Below are 13634 nucleotides of genomic sequence, written 5' to 3' on the forward strand. Positions count from 1 at the left end.
CTTTTTATCTTTGAGGCCAACCTCAACTGAATGCCGGAATAAAAAAGGATAGAATTTTAGTTTCCTTATTTATTTGTGGATAAAATACAAATTACCCACTTTAATTTCACATACTATTGTGGATAATTTAAATCTAGAAGTTTCCCTCGCAAAACATCCATATTGGCAAATACTATTAAAAATGATGGCTTGTTTTTTCCTTTTTAACGTATCATTTGCCCATCAGACTTTTTAAAAGGAAGCAATTATGCTGCAACGGACTTTAGCCAAATCAGTAAGCGTTACCGGCGTTGGCCTGCATTCGGGCGAAAGGGTCGCTCTGACTTTGCATCCTGCCGAAGAAAACAGCGGTATTTCGTTCCGCCGTACTGATTTAAGCGGGGAAATGGGCGAAGTAATCAAATTGAACCCTTATTTGATCAACGATACCCGCCTCTCTTCAACCATCGTTACCGATAAAGGCGTGCGCATCGGCACGATTGAACACATTATGTCGGCTCTGTCTGCCTATGGCATTGACAATGCCTTGATTGAATTGAACGCGCCTGAAATTCCGATTATGGACGGCTCCAGCCTGCCGTTTATTTACCTTTTACAAGATGCAGGCGTTGTCGATCAAAAAGCCCAAAAACGTTTTTTGAGAATCCTCAAACCCGTTGAAATCAAAGAAACCGGAAAATGGGTACGCTTTACGCCTTATGACGGCTTTAAAGTTACTTTAACCATCGAATTTGACCATCCCGTATTCAACCGCAGTGCACCTACTTTCGAGATTGATTTTGCAGGAAAATCCTATATCGATGAGATTGCCCGCGCCCGTACCTTCGGCTTTATGCATGAAGTGGAAATGATGCGCGCCCACAATCTCGGACTGGGCGGCAATTTAAATAACGCCATCGTGATTGACGACATGGATGTTTTGAATCCGGAAGGTTTGCGCTATCCCGATGAATTCGTCCGCCACAAAATCCTTGATGCAATTGGCGATTTATACATTGTCGGCCATCCGATTATCGGCGCATTTGAAGGTTACAAATCAGGCCATGCCATCAATAATGCACTGTTGCGCGCCGTTTTGGTAGATGAAAGCGCTTACGAATGGGTTGAGTTTGCCGATGACGAAGACTTGCCCACCGCTTTTCACGAATTGCCGGCAGCCTGATAGAAAATAGATAACGCAGTTCAATGCAAAGGCCGTCTGAAAGGTTCAGACGGCCTAAATCATGTCATTTTCCACAAGTAATTATCCACATATTCATCCATTTTATCTTATTGAAAAATAAAAATATTAAATTTTAACGTTATTCTTATACACATCTTATCCATATATTTTCCAAAACTAAAAAGGCCGTCTGAAACGAAGCTGTTCAGACAGCCTTTGCATGTAAAACCGATAAAATCAATCACCCATAACCTTACCTTCACGGCGTGGGTCGGCGCCACCGAGCAAACCGTCTTTACCGATTACAATGCCTTGTACGCCGGAATTCAAATCGCGGATTTGAACTTTGTAGCCTAATTTTTCCAACGCAGCCGCTTTATCCGCAGCCGCTGTTTTTTCCTCGATTTCATACTGGCTGCCACGATTGAGCATATTCGGCAGTGAAATTGCCGTCTGAATGTCCATACCCCAGTCGATATGCGCCACCAACGTTTTAGCAACGAAACCGATAATGCGGCTTCCGCCTGGTGAACCGACCGCCATATAAGGTTTTCCGTCTTTCATCACAATGGTCGGCGCCATCGAAGAACGTGGGCGTTTGCCGCCTGCCACGCTGTTTGCCACCGTTTTACCGCCCTCTCCAACAGGGTTGAAGGAGAAATCGGTCAATTCATTATTGAGCAGATAGCCGTTTGCCATCAGCCCCGAACCGAACGCATTTTCAATCGAAGTCGTCATCGACACGACGTTTCCGTCTTTATCCACAACCACCAAATGGCTGGTGGACGGCAGCTCGACCGCCATGCCCTGCGCGTATTCCTTGCCAAACTTGCCTGCCTGAATAGTTTCCAAAGCCTTATCGGATTGACGGATTTCTTCGGCACGCGGTTTCAAATAAGCTTGAGAAATCATGGCTCGGGTCGGAACATTCACAAACGCAGGATCGCCGACATAATAATCACGGTCGGCAAACGCAATCCGCGACGCATCGCCTATCCAGCGCCAACTGTGGATATTTTCCGCGCCCAACGCCTTCATATCCTGATTTTGCAATACGCCCAAAATCTGCCCCAAAGCGATTGCGCCGGAACTTGGCGCGCCCATGCCGCAAACTTCATATTCACGATACGGCGCACAAACCGGCTTACGCTCGATAACTTGATAGTTTTTCAAATCCGCCATGCTGATTTTTCCGGGATTATCCACAGCGCCGGTAACGGCACGGACAATATTCTGCGCCTGCATTCCCTGATAAAACGGCGTGCTGCCTTTTTCCGCCAACTGGCGCACAGAACGCGCAAATTCAGGATTTTTTAAAACCGTTCCCGCAGCCAAAGGTTTGCCGTCAGGCAGGAAGTAAGCGGCGGTTTGCGGATAACGTTGCAAGGGTTCCAAATTTTGCTCGATGGATTTCGCCATACGCGGAGAAACGGCAAAACCTTGTTCCGCCAAAGTAATCGGTTTCTCAAACAAATTTGCCCACGGCAATTTGCCGTAACGCTTGTGGACATCTTCCAACAGCTTCGGAATCCCCGGCACACCGACCGAACGGCCACCGACCACCGCTTTCATAAAGCCCATCGGTTTACCGTTTTCGTCCAAGAAAAGTTCCGGTGTTGCCGCTTTTGGCGCTGTTTCACGGGCATCAAACGTCGTCAGCTTTTTCGCCTTATTGTCCCAATACACCAAAAACGCACCGCCACCCAATCCGGAAGACTGCGGTTCGGTCAGACCTAAGGTCGTCTGCATGGCGATCATCGCATCTATCGCGCTGCCGCCGCGTCTCAAAATTTCATATCCCGCCTCGGTTGCCAACGGATTGGCAGATGCCGCCATATAATGCTTGGCGCGGATCAATTTCTGCTCGGTCAGCCCCGTCCCTTGTTCCGGCGCATGGTTACCCACAGATACGGAGGGTAGGGTAACTTGAGGTTTTTGAACCGGCTGTTGCGCACAAGCGGCCAAAATAAAAACGGATAACAGTTTAATACTAAAGGAAAACTTCATATACATACCATTATTGACATATTTTCAGACGGCCTTTTCCCAGCTTAAACAAAAGGAAATATGAAAATAGCTTGAAATAAAAAACTATTTGACTATTTCTCTAGTCAATCAGTTCCGATTGGAGAAGTATAAAACAAGCTAAGATTGTGCACAGGCAAAAAGTTATCCACAGAATGAAGCAGCAGAAAAAATTTATCCACATCTGCAAACAAGGCCGACCTTACTTTATCCTCATCAAAAAATATCAGCTAAGTATTTGAAAATTTTTTGTAATCAAAGTTATCAACAAGCTGTGGCAGCATTCAATATCATCTTCTATTTATTATTTAAAATCTAATTTATAGTTTGTTTTCCCAAAGGCAAAGGCCGTCTGAAACGTAAAGGCATCTTTTCAAAAAATTAAAAAGTTAAGGATTGTTAAAAACGTGTAAATCAGCTAGAGTTACGCTTGATAAAATTAATCAATAACGGAGTTTCACCAAATGAAAGGCGACATTGGCGTAATCGGCCTTGCCGTGATGGGGCAAAACCTGATTCTCAACATGAACGACAACGGTTTTAAAGTTGTCGCATTCAACCGTACGACCAGCAAAGTAGATGATTTTTTAAACGGCGCAGCCAAAAATACCAATATTATCGGCGCATATTCACTGCAAGATCTGGTTGATAAATTAGAAAAACCACGCAAAATCATGATGATGGTTCGCGCAGGTTCTGTCGTGGACGACTTTATCGAGCAACTCGTTCCGCTTTTGGACGAAGGCGACATCATTATTGACGGTGGCAATGCCAACTATCCTGATTCTACCCGCCGTACACACGAGCTGGCGGCAAAAGGTATCCGCTTTATCGGCGCGGGCGTATCCGGCGGCGAAGAAGGCGCGCGTCACGGCCCGTCTATCATGCCTGGTGGCGATGAAGCTGCATGGTCTGCCGTTAAACCGATTTTCCAAGCCATCTCCGCCAAAACGCCTCAAGGCGAGCCTTGCTGCGACTGGGTCGGCCGTGATGGTGCGGGCCACTTCGTCAAAATGGTGCACAACGGTATCGAATACGGCGACATGCAGTTGATTTGTGAAGCGTACCAATTCATGAAAGACGGTTTGGGTCTGTCTTATGACGAAATGCACCAAATCTTCAACGAGTGGAACAAAACCGAACTGGATTCTTATCTGGTCGAAATTACCGCCGCGATTTTGGGTTACCGAGATGAAAACGGCGAACCTTTGGTCGAAAAAATCCTCGATACCGCAGGTCAAAAAGGTACAGGCAAATGGACCGGGATTAATGCCCTCGATTTGGGTATCCCGTTGACCTTGATTTCTGAAGCCGTGTTTGCACGTTGCGTTTCTGCGTTTAAAGACCAACGCGCCCAAGCAAACAGCCTGTTTGGCAAAACCATTACCCCGATTGAAGGCGACAAAGCCGCATGGGTGGGTGCTTTGCGCCAAGCCCTGTTGGCGTCTAAAATTATTTCTTATGCACAAGGCTTTATGCTGATTCGTGAAGCCAGCGAAAACAACGATTGGGCATTGAATTACGGCAACACTGCCCTCTTGTGGCGCGAAGGCTGCATCATCCGCAGCACGTTCTTGGGCAACATCCGCGACGCATACGAAGCCAATCCTGATTTGGTCTTCTTGGGTTCCGATCCTTATTTCAAAGGCGTATTGGAAACCTGTCTGCCGGCATGGCGCAAAGTGGTGGCCAAAGCGATCGAGTGCGGTATTCCGATGCCTTGCATGGCTTCCGCCATTACCTTCCTTGACGGCTACACTTCCGAGCGTTTGCCAGCCAACCTGCTGCAAGCGCAACGCGACTACTTCGGCGCGCACACCTACGAGCGTACCGACAAACCGCGCGGCGAGTTCTTCCATACCAACTGGACAGGTAAGGGCGGCGATACCGCTTCAACCACATACGATATTTAATTTATCTAGGCAAACAAAAGGCCGTCTGAGTATTTCAGACGGCCTTTTTATAGGGTTATCCACAATGAAGAATGAAACGATTTAACCTATTTTATAGGTAACTTTATGAAATAAATAAAGATTAATAAAGGCCGTCTGAATATTTCAGACGGCCTTTAAAATTGTTCACAACCTTATCAACAGGTTTTCCATAGATTGAACCAGATTTTGCGGATTGCCGGCCACGAAGCGGTTGATGTTGTCCAAAAGAATGTCAAACAGACGGTTGGCGGCCTCTTGACTTGCCCATGCAATGTGTGGCGTAACGATGAGGTTGGGCAGTCGGGCTTTCAGCAGAGGGTTGCCATCGCGTGGCGGCTCTTGTGTCAATACGTCAAAACCTGCCCCGCCGATTTGGCCGTATTTCAACGCTGCAACCAAAGCGGCTTCATCGACCAAGCCGCCGCGCCCGCAGTTGATGAGGATGGCGCCGGGTTTCATTTGTTGCAATTCGGCTTCGCCTATCATGTTTGCCGTTTGCGGCGTAAGCGGACAATTAAGCGACACGACATCGGCAGAGCAGATGGCTTCGTCAAAGGAAACATAGCCGTCGCGGACGTTTTGGACATTTTTATGTTCGGCGAACACGACATTCATTTTGAAAGCCTGTGCATAAGTTGCCAGCGTTTTACCGATATTGCCGCGACCGAAAATCGCCAGCGTTTTGCCGTTCAAATCGCGCATCGGTGCGCCGAGGTGGCAGAAAAACGGTGAGTTTTCCCACAAGCCTGCCGCAACGTCGCGCTGGTAAGTAGGCAGGTTGCGCATCAGGGTAATCATCATCATAAACGCGTGTTCCGCCACGGATTCATTGCCGTAAGCGCGGATATTGCACACGGCCGTGCCGTTTTGTTTGGCGGCCTCAACGTCCACATTGTTGACGCCTGTCGCGGTAACGGCAACCAGCTTGAGTTGTGGATTTTCGGCAAATGCTTGGGCGGAAATTACGACTTTGTTGGTAATCACAATGTCCGCGCCACGGATACGCTCCAGTGTTTCGTGCGCTTCGGTTGTGCCGTAGCTGCTCAATGTATGTGGAAAATTAAAATCAAACGGGCGGTTGACGAGGGTGTCGCGGTCGAGGACGACAATATGGAGCGGGTTCATAAAATTCCTATCAAAAATAAAATATCGATTTATAAAATCTAAATTAGGATAAAGGATTTAAAATATACGCGTTAGTTGATAATAATTATTATGTAGTGATTAAAACATCAATGTATCAGGAAAACAAAATGATTAAAACCATTACATTTGCTATTTTGCATTTCAGCGTTGCATTTAGTGTCGCCTATATTTTGACCGGCAGTATCGGCGTTTCCAGCGCGGTGGCTTTGGTTGAACCCATCGTCAATACCGTTGTCTTTTATTTTCATGAGAAAGCGTGGAACCGCTACGAGAAAAACAAATCCGAAAAGCAAAAATTGTGGGTGCCCCTGCATCAGTGCGGCTAAAGTTTCAGACGGCCTTTTGCTTGATTAAAACCGATTATGCCTTTGCGGTTCGTCCATCGCCATAAAATGCCAAACCCTAAAATAGAGTAAGACTTTACGAAGGCTTCATGAAGGTAAAAATGCTAAAATACGCTATTCTTGCAAACCCATTCAGACGGCCTCAATGCTCACCGATTTAGAAAAAAACGCCATCCGCGACCATTACCAAAATATCGGCAAAAACCTGCCCGGTTTCCGTCCGCGCGCTTCGCAGCGGGAAATGATTGCAGCGATTGCCAACGCTTTTTCGCGGACGTTGACGCGCGAAGAAGGCGGCGAGCCGCCCAAGCGAGAGGGTGAGAGCATTGCCGTGATCGAAGGGCCGACCGGCGTGGGCAAATCACTTGCCTATCTGCTGGCGGGCGGCATTATGGCGCAGACGCGCGGCAAGCGGCTGATTGTGAGCAGCGCGACGGTTGCCTTGCAGGAGCAGTTGGTTGACCGCGACCTGCCGTTTTTGGTGGAAAAAAGCGGTTTGGAACTGACCTTCGCGCTTGCCAAAGGGCGCGGCCGCTATCTCTGCCCCTACAAACTCTACCAACTCACGCAAAGCAACGCCCAGCAAAACCTGCTCGGCTTTGAAGCTCCCGCTGTGTTGTGGGACAGCAAACCCAAGCCCGAAGAATTAAAGCTGCTGCGCGACATTGCCGATGAATTTTCCGCCCGCCGTTTTAATGGCGACCGCGATGCTTGGCCGGAAAAAATCGATGACGCGATTTGGCTCAAAGTTACCAACGACCGCCACGGCTGCCTGAAATCCGCCTGTCCCAACCGTGCGGAATGTCCGTTTTACCTGGCGCGAGATGTCTTGGAAACCGTCGATGTCGTCGTTGCCAACCACGATCTTCTGCTTGCCGACATCAGCATGGGCGGCGGCGTGATTCTGCCTGCGCCCGAAAACAGTTTCTATTGCATAGACGAAGCGCACCACCTGCCCAAAAAAGCCCTCAGCCGCTTTGCCGCCGAACATTCATGGAATATTGCCGTTTGGACACTGGAAAAACTGCCGCAGCTGACCGGCAAAATTGCCGCGCTTACCGATAAAGCCGAACTTGCCAACCTTGCCGACGAAGCTGCCACATCCTTACTCGACAGCCTGCATGAATGGCAGTTTCACTTAGCGGAAGAGCCGTCTTTAAGTCTGGGGTCGTCTGAAAACGACAGGCGGAAACACAACGAACCGACTTGGTTGTGGGAAGACGGCAAAATCCCCGAAGGCCTAGAAACCACAGTTTCCAATACAGCCATTGCTGCGCGCAGCCTGCTCAAACACGTTATCGGGCTGAACGATGCGCTTTCCGCCGCGCGCCGCGAAAAAGAGCAGGACGGCGCACTCCTCGACCGCCTGACCAGCGAGTTCGGCCTTTTTATCGCCCGTATCGAACAAATCAGCGCGGTTTGGGATTTGCTCTCCACCGTTCCCATTGAGGGCGAAGAGCCGTTGGCGAAATGGATAACCCGCCGTGCCGACGACAAAAACGACTATATTTTCAACGCCAGCCCCATCAGCAGCGCATCCCACCTTGCCAACAACCTGTGGCGGCGCGCGGCAGGTGCGGTGTTGACTTCGGCCACCCTGCAATCGCTCGGCAGCTTCAACCTGATTTTGCGCCAAACCGGCCTGCTGTGGCTGCCCGAAACCACCACGCTTGCTTTGGAAAGCCCGTTTAATTTCGATACGCAAGGCGAGCTGTATATTCCGCCGGTTCATGCCAGCCCCAAAGACCCTGATGCACACACGGCTGCTATTGTCGAATGGTTGCCGAAGCTGGTTTCGCCGGTTGAAGCCATCGGCACGCTGGTGTTGTTTTCCTCGCGCAAGCAAATGCAGGATGTCGCCTTGCGCCTGCCTGACGAATACTTGCCGCTTCTGCTTGTGCAGGGCGAGTTGCCCAAGGCCGTTCTTTTACAAAGGCATCATCAAGCTATTGCCGAAGGCAAAGCCAGCATTGTTTTCGGCCTCGACAGTTTTGCCGAAGGCCTCGACCTGCCCGGCACGGCCTGCGTACAAGTCATTATTGCCAAGCTGCCGTTTGCGATGCCGGACAACCCCATCGAGAAAACCCAAAACCGTTGGATTGAACAACGCGGCGGCAATCCTTTTATCGAAATTACGGTGCCCGAAGCCAGCATCAAATTAATCCAAGCCGTCGGCCGCCTTATCCGTACCGAACAGGATTACGGCCGCGTGACCATCCTCGACAACCGCGTCAAAACGCAACGCTACGGCCAACAATTATTGGCCTGTTTGCCGCCGTTTAAACGGATAGGGTAGTTGTGGATTGTTCAAAAGGTAAAGGCCGTCTGAAACCAAATATTCAGACGGCCTTTTATTCTTTTCAAGCTATAAATCCAATTTCATGACGGATACGGTTTCTCCGTTGTGCCAAGTCTGTGTGATTTCTTTCCAGCCGAACTTTTCATACACGGCCTGCACATCCGGCGTATAGAGAAACAGATGCGGCAAACCCAATTCGCGCGCTTTATCCAGACAAAACGAAACCAGCTGCCTGCCTACGCCCAAACCGCGAAACTGCGGCAAAACGAACACATCGCCCAGCCAATATTCGTATTCAGGAAAACACGCCATATCAAACCGCTTCAATGCCGCCGAACCCATCAGCCGCCCTTCGTTATCCACAGCCGCAAACGCCAGTGGCAAGTTATCCCCATAGAGGCACTGCGCGTAATACGCACGGATTTTTTCCAGAGACGACCACGGCGCAAAATCGTGCCATTCCTCAAACAGCGCGAGGGCTAAAGGCTCGACAAATTCAGGCTTCAGACGGCATATGTTCATATTAGGTCCTCTTGTTGTACCGCGTAGGGATAATTTTTACAGTATAGGCCGTCTGAAAGGTTAACACATCTTAAAAAATCAGCGTAAAACACGATAAACCCGCCGCCAGCCCCATTCAAATCACTTATAATTCTGCCCGTACCGCACACAAACAAAAGAAGAACACCATGGCCAAGAAATTTCCCATTTTCCCGAAAAATCCCGAGCGTATCTGCTGGGGTTGCGACAAATACTGCAAAGAAGACGATTTGCAATGCGGCAACGGTTGCGAACGCATCCAACACCCCATCGAGTTGGACGGCCGCGACTGGTATAAAAAAGGCGACTGGAGCAATTTGTTGAGCGAAGAGCAGCAAATCGAACTTGGACTGAAAGAAGCGCCCAAGCCGGCCAAACCGCATATCAAGCTGCCTTTGAAAAACAAAACGGCTTAAACGGTATGCCGTAAACAAACGAAATAAAAAGGCCGTCTGAAACCTGAAAAACAGGGTTTCAGACGGCCTTTGCACTGTCGGATTATGCCTTCACATAATGCACAAACGCGTATTCAATGCCTTTGGCGGAAACATGGTTTTCCCGAGAGGCTTCTTGCCATGTTTCTGTGGAAAACTCAGGAAAAAACGCATCGCCGTCCACATCCAAACCGACTTCGGTCAAACGCAAATCGGTGGCAATCGGCAGGGCTTGTGTATAAATTTGCGCGCCGCCCATGATGATGACTTCTTCAACCCCCTGACACAAAGCCAGCGCATCTTCCAAAGAAGCCGCCGTTTGCGCGCCTTCGGCCTGATAATCTTGGCGAGTGATGACGATATTTTGACGGCCGGGCAGCGGTTTGCGCGGCAGAGATTCCCATGTTTTGCGGCCCATAATGACGGGTTTACTGGTGGTGTAGGATTTGAAGAAGGCAAAATCCTCAGGCAAATGCCAAGGCATGGTGTTGTTGATGCCGATACAGCGGCGGGCGGCGTAGGCGGCGATAAGGGTGATTTTCGGCATGATGAAATCCGTTTGCAAAATAAAATGATTATAGCGGAAGGGAGGCGGGAAGGACTGAATGCCCGATATTCTAAAAATGTTTCAATATTTATAAAATCAATATTCAGAATGCTTAATTTTGACAAAAATCATTTATTGTTCATTTTTTTAGGTATATGATAAATATCATACCAAATAAAAAAGGAAAGGAAAAAATGATGAGAACCCTCCGTATTTCTGCTTTGACTGTTTCCCTGTCTTTGATGTTGGCTGCCTGCGGCGGCGCAACAAGCGGCTTGTCGAATGCCGTGACCGAGCCGCTCAATCCGCATCCGAAAGGCGTGTTGTCCGTTGAATTGAACGAATCCGTCCCTGAAAACGGTACGTTGGAGCTGACGGCTAACGGTAAAACGCAAACCCTGCAAAAAGGCGGCAAACTCGATACCGGCTTTTTGAAAACCGATAAAGTATCTTCTTACGACTACGCCCAAAAAATCAAGGTAAACGGTCAAGTCATCACTTTGGAAACGGGCGACTTCCAAGTGTATAAACAAAATTATTCCACTGTTGCCGCGCGTTACGCCAAACAAAAAGCCGATGACGCGGGCAAGCTGCAAAACCTCGATACATACACATTCACCGTCGGAGAAGTCCAAGGCGATGAAACTGCGTATCGCAATTTGCCCAAACAAGGCAGCTATCAGTATTCAGGTATCGCGTTTAACGGCGACGACCGCAGCGGCCGTCTGAAATACACCGTCGATTTCGATAAAAAACAAGGTTACGGCAAAATCAGCAGCATGGCTTCCTACAATAATGTCGACCTGCTTGCCGCAGGTATTGCCAATAACAATGGCAAAGCCGCCATCAGCGGTAAAACCAGTTTGAACGGTATCGAAAACGGCCGTTATGATTTGAAACTCTTCGGCCCGCAGGCTGAAGAAATTGCCGGTAAGGCGCAAATCAAAGTTGGCGATTCCACCAAAGAAATCGGTTTGGCCGGTAAGAAAGAATAGGAAATAAGGCCGTCTGAACATTTCAGACGGCCTTGTTGTGACAAAAAAAGCAACGGCTCAAACCGTTGCTTTTTTCATGCCAATCTAAATTACAGGCTGCCCAAGATAATGCGCAATACGCGGCGCAACGGCTCGGCAGCACCCCACAAGAGTTGGTCGCCGACAGTGAACGCGCTGATGTATTCGCCGCCCATCTCCAGTTTGCGGATACGGCCGACAGGAACAGACAGTGTGCCGGTAACTTTGGCGGGAGTCAGCTCGTGTATGCTGGCTTCTTTTTCGTTAGGGATGACTTTCACCCAGTCGTTTGCGCCTGCCAAAATCGCTTCGATTTCAGAAACAGGCAGGTCTTTTTTCAGCTTCAGGGTGAGGGCTTGGCTGTGGCAGCGCATAGAGCCGATGCGTACGCACAAGCCGTCGATTACGGTCGGATTGTCGCTGCGGCCGAGGATTTTGTTGGTTTCTACGCCGCCCTTCCATTCTTCTTTGGACTGGCCGTTGCCCAAGTCTACGTCAATCCACGGAATCAGGCTGCCGGCGAGCGGTACGCCGAAGTTGGCTTTCGGATAGTCTTCGCTGCGCAGGAAATCGGACACTTTGCGGTCGATGTCGAGAATCGCGCTGGAAGGATCGGCAAGCTCGTCTGCCACTTTGGCGTGAATCGCGCCCATACCGCTGATGAGTTCGCGCATGTTTTTCGCACCCGCGCCGGAAGCGGCTTGGTAGGTCATGCTGGTTGCCCATTCGACCAAATCGTTTTGGAACAGGCCGCCCAAAGCCATCAGCATCAGGGAAACGGTGCAGTTGCCGCCGATGTAGTTTTTCACGCCGTTTTTGAGGCCGTTGTCGATGACGTTGCGGTTGACCGGGTCGAGGACGATAATCGCGTCGTCTTTCATGCGCAGGGAAGAAGCCGCGTCAACCCAGTATCCGTTCCAGCCGCTGTCGCGCAGGGGTTGGAACACGGATTTGGTGTAATCGCCGCCCTGACAGGTAACGATGATGTCCATTTTTGCCAATTTGGCAACATCGTTGGCATCCAACAATGTTTTGGCCGCCTGACCGAAATCAGGGGCAGCACCGCCGACGTTGGAAGTGGTAAAGAAAAACGCTTCGGGAATATGGGCGAAGTCGTTTTCTTCTTTCATACGCTGCATCAAAACAGAGCCGACCATACCGCGCCAGCCGACAAAACCTACTTTCATGTGTTACTCCTTACAAAGAAAATCCGGATAAGTTTATAGTGCATTAACAAAAATCGGAACGGCATCGCCTGCCGCTTTGTTCAGATTTTTGTTAACCCACTATAAAAAAGGGGAAAACAAACGTTTTAACGCCGTCTGCGGAAAATGTAAAGGTTTTTATCGAAAATTTTTAGAATGATAGGAAAATAGGTTAAGATGGCAATGAAATTGCATTTCATTAATGGTACAGAGGAAGATTAAATGAGCAAAATCAATTTGTCGGATTTGCCCCAAACAGAAATAGTAGATGTCCATATTGCTTCGCCGGGGGCGAGGGTTGCGGCATATTTGTTGAATAATCTGTTTACTTTTTTGATATGGTTGCCATTCATTGTGATGGTAGTTTTCACTTTAGATGAAAGCAAAGAATTAGTTTCGGAGTCTTCTCTTTCTAATACCCCTGAATATTTTGCCATAACATTTTTTATTTCTTTGGCTGTTTATTTGGTTTTCGGTATCTTCCAACTGTATTACATGAGCCGGGACGGTCAGTCTTTAGGTAAAAAAATTATGGGCATCCGCGTGTTAAAAAGTGACGGGAATAATCCAGGTTTTGAAGGAACAGTTTTAATCCGCGAAGTTGTTTGGGCGCTTGCTGTTGGTGTTGTGGTAACTATTGTATCGTTGGCAATAAGTGACACGGGTGGAAACCTGATTTCTCTGCTTATAGCCTTCATCAACTTCATCATGCTCTTTTCCGTCAAACGCGACCGCCGCACGCTCTACGATATGCTGGCCGATACGGTTGTCGTCAAATTGCCGCCGCGCCGATAAATCGCTTTTTTGTGTTAAAATCAGCACTTTCCAACATAGGCCGTCTGAAAAAATAGCTTTCAGACGGCCTTTCGACACGCTATTGATTCCATGAAAAAACATCTGTACCGCATCACGCTCGTCAGTATTGCCGCAGCCATTCTTGCCGCCTGTCCGAGCAAAAGCATTAAAAACCTCCCCGAAACCGACA

The 13634-nt window shown here is 48.8% G+C and carries 12 protein-coding genes; 7 read left to right on the forward strand and 5 right to left on the reverse strand.

The window, feature by feature from the left end:
• Positions 1–247: 247 nt before the first annotated feature.
• On the forward strand, positions 248–1162 hold the full coding sequence (gene lpxC / locus Q1M25_RS04450) for a UDP-3-O-acyl-N-acetylglucosamine deacetylase (protein ID WP_150537073.1): 915 nt from the start codon (positions 248–250) through the stop codon (positions 1160–1162).
• A 237-nt stretch (positions 1163–1399) separates the two neighbouring features.
• Here the strand turns inward: lpxC and ggt are convergent, their stop codons facing one another.
• A complete protein-coding gene (ggt, locus tag Q1M25_RS04455) occupies positions 1400–3169 on the reverse strand; it encodes a gamma-glutamyltransferase (RefSeq protein WP_300482200.1) in 1770 nt (589 codons plus the stop codon).
• A 482-nt stretch (positions 3170–3651) separates the two neighbouring features.
• On the opposite strand from ggt, the gene gnd reads away from it, so the two are divergent.
• Entirely contained in the window at positions 3652–5100 is a 1449-nt protein-coding gene (gene gnd / locus Q1M25_RS04460) for a decarboxylating NADP(+)-dependent phosphogluconate dehydrogenase (protein ID WP_150537075.1), read from the forward strand.
• A gap of 165 nt (positions 5101–5265) precedes the next feature.
• Here the strand turns inward: gnd and Q1M25_RS04465 are convergent, their stop codons facing one another.
• Complete coding sequence (locus Q1M25_RS04465; protein ID WP_300482203.1) at positions 5266–6246, reverse strand: D-2-hydroxyacid dehydrogenase; 981 nt, start codon at positions 6244–6246, stop codon at positions 5266–5268.
• Between the two features lie 128 nt (positions 6247–6374).
• Between Q1M25_RS04465 and Q1M25_RS04470 the strand changes: the two genes are divergently transcribed.
• Positions 6375–6593 (forward strand): DUF2061 domain-containing protein, encoded by a 219-nt coding sequence (locus tag Q1M25_RS04470; RefSeq protein WP_070826381.1) that lies wholly within the window; start codon positions 6375–6377, stop codon positions 6591–6593.
• Positions 6594–6756: 163 nt separating this feature from the next.
• Positions 6757–8907: an ATP-dependent DNA helicase DinG gene (dinG, locus tag Q1M25_RS04475; RefSeq protein WP_049333099.1), complete on the forward strand. Its 2151-nt coding sequence runs from the start codon at positions 6757–6759 to the stop codon at positions 8905–8907.
• A 69-nt stretch (positions 8908–8976) separates the two neighbouring features.
• Here dinG and Q1M25_RS04480 read toward each other — a convergent pair whose 3' ends face one another.
• Entirely contained in the window at positions 8977–9432 is a 456-nt protein-coding gene (locus Q1M25_RS04480; protein WP_049333100.1) for a GNAT family N-acetyltransferase, read from the reverse strand.
• A 167-nt stretch (positions 9433–9599) separates the two neighbouring features.
• Between Q1M25_RS04480 and Q1M25_RS04485 the strand changes: the two genes are divergently transcribed.
• Positions 9600–9866 carry a DUF3079 domain-containing protein gene (locus tag Q1M25_RS04485; RefSeq protein ID WP_003686685.1) on the forward strand — a complete coding sequence of 89 codons (267 nt, stop codon included), beginning with the start codon at positions 9600–9602 and terminating at the stop codon, positions 9864–9866.
• A gap of 82 nt (positions 9867–9948) precedes the next feature.
• On the opposite strand, the gene Q1M25_RS04490 is transcribed toward Q1M25_RS04485, so the two are convergent.
• The gene (locus tag Q1M25_RS04490; protein WP_049333102.1) at positions 9949–10431 is read right to left on the reverse strand and encodes a dihydrofolate reductase; all 483 of its coding nucleotides are present in this window, start codon (positions 10429–10431) and stop codon (positions 9949–9951) included.
• A 197-nt stretch (positions 10432–10628) separates the two neighbouring features.
• Here Q1M25_RS04490 and Q1M25_RS04495 point away from each other — a divergent pair, with 197 nt between their 5' ends.
• A complete protein-coding gene (locus Q1M25_RS04495; protein WP_367275822.1) occupies positions 10629–11426 on the forward strand; it encodes a factor H-binding protein in 798 nt (265 codons plus the stop codon).
• A gap of 89 nt (positions 11427–11515) precedes the next feature.
• On the opposite strand, the gene asd is transcribed toward Q1M25_RS04495, so the two are convergent.
• Positions 11516–12631 (reverse strand): aspartate-semialdehyde dehydrogenase, encoded by a 1116-nt coding sequence (gene asd / locus Q1M25_RS04500; RefSeq protein ID WP_288971204.1) that lies wholly within the window; start codon positions 12629–12631, stop codon positions 11516–11518.
• 240 nt (positions 12632–12871) lie between these two features.
• On the opposite strand from asd, the gene Q1M25_RS04505 reads away from it, so the two are divergent.
• A complete protein-coding gene (locus Q1M25_RS04505; protein WP_070587859.1) occupies positions 12872–13444 on the forward strand; it encodes an RDD family protein in 573 nt (190 codons plus the stop codon).
• Positions 13445–13634 lie beyond the last annotated feature (190 nt).

This window comes from uncultured Neisseria sp. (assembly GCF_951230505.1).
In the GTDB taxonomy this organism is placed as follows: Bacteria; Pseudomonadota; Gammaproteobacteria; order Burkholderiales; family Neisseriaceae; genus Neisseria.

Excerpts from the sequence above, each read along its gene's own strand:
- Q1M25_RS04465 (WP_300482203.1), bottom strand. The coding sequence starts at position 6,246 with ATGAACCCGCTCCATATTGTCGTCCTCGACCGCGACACCCTCGTCAAC.
- Q1M25_RS04470 (WP_070826381.1), top strand. The coding sequence starts at position 6,375 with ATGATTAAAACCATTACATTTGCTATTTTGCATTTCAGCGTTGCATTT.
- Q1M25_RS04495 (WP_367275822.1), top strand. The coding sequence starts at position 10,629 with ATGAGAACCCTCCGTATTTCTGCTTTGACTGTTTCCCTGTCTTTGATG.
- dinG (WP_049333099.1), top strand. The coding sequence starts at position 6,757 with ATGCTCACCGATTTAGAAAAAAACGCCATCCGCGACCATTACCAAAAT.
- Q1M25_RS04505 (WP_070587859.1), top strand. The coding sequence starts at position 12,872 with ATGAGCAAAATCAATTTGTCGGATTTGCCCCAAACAGAAATAGTAGAT.
- ggt (WP_300482200.1), bottom strand. The coding sequence starts at position 3,169 with ATGAAGTTTTCCTTTAGTATTAAACTGTTATCCGTTTTTATTTTGGCC.
- asd (WP_288971204.1), bottom strand. The coding sequence starts at position 12,631 with ATGAAAGTAGGTTTTGTCGGCTGGCGCGGTATGGTCGGCTCTGTTTTG.
- lpxC (WP_150537073.1), top strand. The coding sequence starts at position 248 with ATGCTGCAACGGACTTTAGCCAAATCAGTAAGCGTTACCGGCGTTGGC.
- Q1M25_RS04480 (WP_049333100.1), bottom strand. The coding sequence starts at position 9,432 with ATGAACATATGCCGTCTGAAGCCTGAATTTGTCGAGCCTTTAGCCCTC.
- Q1M25_RS04490 (WP_049333102.1), bottom strand. The coding sequence starts at position 10,431 with ATGCCGAAAATCACCCTTATCGCCGCCTACGCCGCCCGCCGCTGTATC.
- Q1M25_RS04485 (WP_003686685.1), top strand. The coding sequence starts at position 9,600 with ATGGCCAAGAAATTTCCCATTTTCCCGAAAAATCCCGAGCGTATCTGC.
- gnd (WP_150537075.1), top strand. The coding sequence starts at position 3,652 with ATGAAAGGCGACATTGGCGTAATCGGCCTTGCCGTGATGGGGCAAAAC.